The organism is Natronomonas sp. (assembly GCF_046710025.1).
In the GTDB taxonomy this organism is placed as follows: Archaea; Halobacteriota; Halobacteria; order Halobacteriales; family Haloarculaceae; genus Natronomonas.
In genome coordinates, this window is record NZ_JBKEGK010000246.1 from 1 (window position 1) to 3,665 (window position 3,665).

General features: G+C 65.3%; 4 protein-coding genes and 1 pseudogene. 4 read left to right on the forward strand and 1 reads right to left on the reverse strand.

Going from position 1 to position 3,665, the window contains the following annotated elements:
• The 4 genes from ACI944_RS13045 to ACI944_RS13060 form a co-directional block, all read left to right on the forward strand.
• Positions 1 to 541 (forward strand): transcriptional regulator (locus tag ACI944_RS13045; protein WP_411719466.1); only part of this gene is annotated, 541 nt, incomplete at its 5' end.
• A 184-nt stretch (positions 542 to 725) separates the two neighbouring features.
• A complete protein-coding gene (locus ACI944_RS13050; protein ID WP_411719467.1) occupies positions 726 to 2,081 on the forward strand; it encodes a phosphomannomutase in 1,356 nt (451 codons plus the stop codon).
• Positions 2,082 to 2,174: 93 nt separating this feature from the next.
• A complete protein-coding gene (cdd, locus tag ACI944_RS13055) occupies positions 2,175 to 2,567 on the forward strand; it encodes a cytidine deaminase (protein WP_411719468.1) in 393 nt (130 codons plus the stop codon).
• On the forward strand, positions 2,564 to 3,391 hold the full coding sequence (locus ACI944_RS13060; RefSeq protein ID WP_411719469.1) for a nucleoside phosphorylase: 828 nt from the start codon (positions 2,564 to 2,566) through the stop codon (positions 3,389 to 3,391). Before cdd ends, ACI944_RS13060 begins: the two co-directional genes overlap by 4 nt.
• A gap of 17 nt (positions 3,392 to 3,408) precedes the next feature.
• Here the strand turns inward: ACI944_RS13060 and ACI944_RS13065 are convergent.
• Positions 3,409 to 3,665 (reverse strand): annotated as a pseudogene (locus ACI944_RS13065) (NAD(P)/FAD-dependent oxidoreductase); the annotation flags it as partial.

Sequence of the window (3,665 nt, forward strand, 5' to 3'; positions counted from 1 at the left end):
CGCCGCGCCGGCCAGCCAGGCCGAACTGTTTCTCTACGAACTCACCGGCGCGCGGGACACGCTGTATCTAACAATAGACCGGACGAGCGACGCGGTCGCGAACAGTATCGAGGCCGCACCGACATCAACCGGTGACCCGACTGTCCGGGACGTCACCGGGGACGCACCGCTGGACAACACCTCGAAGCTCATCGCCGCGCTCCCGGATTCCTCGAATCTAATCGTTGACCCGATCGATGTTCTCGAACGAAACGAGCCGCCGAGATACCGGAAGTTCATGAACGAACTTCAAAACCAGGTGTACAACACCGATAGCCTCGCCGTGTTGCACTGTTTGGACGGTCACGCCGTCCCCGAGCTCCGGGACACGACGGTGCACATGGCCGATGTCGTCTTCCAGTTACAGACGAAACTGAAAGGCGACCGGGTCGAAAATCGTCTTACGGTGCCGAAGTTCCGCGGCGGGAGGGCGCTCTCCGACGCGATCAAACTCGATCTCACCGAGGCGATCGATATCGATACCAGTCGGGACATTGCCTGAGACGGGACTGGGCGGCGATCCGAATAGGCGGCGCCGACTGTTTATATACAATGCCGGCGGCAGACCTACCGTGAGCTAAAAACCGCCGGCGGCCCGCCGAGGCGGGTGTACAGCGTGAGGGCCGCCCAGAGACGAGCGCTGTCTGTTCGCAATCCTTGAAGTGACCTGACGATGAGACTCTACTATGGATCTCTTCGGGACCGCTGGAATCCGTGGGGACGCACGGACGAACGTGACGCCGTCACTCGCGCTGGCCGTCGGGCGGGCAGCCGCCGCCGACGGCTCCGAGTTCGTCGTCGGCCGCGACGGTCGCGAGACCGGTGAGGGGATCGCGGCCGCCGTCGAAGCGGGACTTGAGAGCGGCGGTGCGGACGTCCACCGCGTCCGCCCGGTCCCGACGCCAGCGCTTGCGTACGCGAGCCGCGACCGCCGGGGGATAATGATCACCGCGAGCCACAACCCGCCGAGCGATAACGGGCTGAAGCTGTTCGTCGACGGAACGGAGTATGACCGCGAAGCCGAGCGCCGGATCGAATCGCGGATCGATCCGGACTCGGAGCCGACCCCCGCCGCGTGGGACCAGTGGGGAGCCGGACGAACGCTGGACGTGTTGGCGTCTTATCGCGCCGATATCGTCGAGTACGCCCGCGACATCGCCGGCGACTGTGCGGGGCTCGCCATCGCCGTCGACTGCGGGAACGGGACGGCGGGGCTGGCGACCCCGGATGTCCTGCGTGAACTCAGAGCCGATGTCACGGCGCTGAACGCTAATCTCGACGGCCACTTTCCCGGCCGGGATTCGAAGCCCACCCCGGAGAGCCTCGCCAATCTCCGTCGATTCGTCGCCGACGGTGGCTTCGAACTCGGCATCGGACACGACGGTGACGGCGACCGGATCGTTGTAATTGACGCCGACGGGGATGTCGTCCACGAGGATACGATACTCGCCATCGTCGCTGAGCACTACGTCGCGGCGACCGAAGCGGCCGATCCCGTCGTCGTGACGACGCCGAACGCCTCGGGTCGGATCGACGAGCGGGTCGAGGCCGCCGGCGGCCGGATTGAGCGGGTTCGGCTCGGCGCACTTCACGAAGGGATCGCAGTCGCCGAGAGGTCGGGCGGGACCGTCGTCTTCGCCGCCGAGCCGTGGAAGCACACCCACCCGGCGTTTGGCCCCTGGATCGATGCCGTCGTTAGCGCGGCTGTCATCGCAGGTCTATCGGCTTCGACGGGGCTTCGGAGGCTTCAGGACCCGGTCCGAGAACGGCCGTACCGGAAGATGAGTGTCGAGTGTGCGGACGATCGGAAGGTAGCTGCGATGTCCCGGCTCGAATCGCGGCTCCCGGAGGTGTTTCCGAACGCCGACGTGGCGACCGAGTACGGACTCAGGTTGACCTTTCCTGACGGTTCGTGGTTACTCGTCAGGCCAAGTGGAACCGAGTCGTATCTCCGGCTCTATGCCGAAAGCGACGATGTCGACTCGCTCGTCGACGCTGCCTCGGAGCCCATCGAACGTGCAATCGACGACGAGTCGGCGTAATCACGATCGGCCATCCTCGGCCGTTCCCGTTTAGATCGGCTCTATGACCGTGGCCGGGTCAGTTATTTGCCGCCGGCCTCCCGACCCTCCGGTATGGACGACACCGAACTCCTCTCGCTCGCCCGTGAGGCGGCCGAACGGTCATACGCGCCGTACTCGGAGTACTACGTCGGCGCCGCAATCGAAGTCGGCGATGGAACGACGTTTAGCGGCTGTAACATCGAGAACGCCAACTACTCCAACAGCGTTCACGCGGAGGGGTTAGCCCTCTCAAAGGCAGTCGAAGCGGGGTACCGGCGCTTTGAGGCGGTCGCCGTGAGCTCCGACCGGCGCGATGGGGTGACGCCTTGTGGAATGTGCCGACAGTCACTCGCGGAGTTTTGTGACGACGAGCTTCGGATCGTCTGCGATGCTCCGGATGGGCCAGCCGTCTACACCCTGGGCGAGTTGCTCCCGAACACGATCACCGCCGGTCACCTCGAATGACCGACTCCAGCGAGGATCCCAACGATGGCGAACAGTACCATCTCGGAGTGTGCGAGGGTGCGGTCGACGGCCCGGTGTTGCTTCCGGGCGACCCGGATCGCGTCGAGATCGTCGCCGATTTCTGGGAGACGGCCGAGGAACTCGCGAGCCACCGCGAGTACAGGACGCTCGTCGGCGAATACGAGGGCGAGCCAGTTGCGGTCACCTCAACCGGGATCGGGTCGCCGTCGGCGGCCATCGCCGTTGAGGAACTCGCCCGTGTCGGTGTGGAGTCGTTCCTCCGTGTCGGCTCGTGTGGGGCGATCCAGCGGGACGTCGATATCGGCGATCTCGTTATCACCACGGGCGCGGTCAGACAGGAAGGAACGAGCGACGAGTACGTTCGCGAGGACTATCCGGCGAGCGCTCACGGCGAGGTCGTGACCGCATTGGTGACCGCGGCGGAACGCCTCGGCCACGAGTACCATCTTGGCGTCACCTGCTCGACCGACTCGTTTTATGCCGGCCAGTCCCGCCCGGGTGTCGGCGGGTTCCGGGCGGCCGGTAGCGACGAGCGAATCGAAGCGCTCCGCGAGGCGGGCGTACTCAACTTTGAGATGGAGGCGAGCGCGATTCTGACGCTTGCAGGGTTGTACGGGCTCCGAGCGGGGGCCGTCTGCACTGTCTACGCCAACCGGGTAACCGGTGAGTTCCGGACAGAAGGGCAGCGAAAGGCGGCCGAGACGGCGTCGTTGGCCGCGGCACTCCTTGGTCGGATGGACCGTATCAAAGAACGTGCGGGCGTCGACCGCTGGCACGCCGGCCTATCGCTTGACGACGCGTGAGCCTTTTCCGAACGTTGTTACATGTCCGGGAACGCCTTCGCGGCGTCCCCGAATCCGGTCACCGTGGTGATCCAGCGGGCTGCGACGGTCTTTTTTAGCGCCTTCGCCGCTGGGCCGCCGAACGTGTCCACCGGGAGTCCCTTTACGTTGTGCGCGACGGCCTTGCTGCCGACGGAGATGAGCGTCCCTTTGTCATCGTGTGTCCACTCGACGAGCGGTTCGCCGCGAATCGCGCGTGCGATGTTCTCGCCGGCGACCTCCGCAGCCTGCCAGG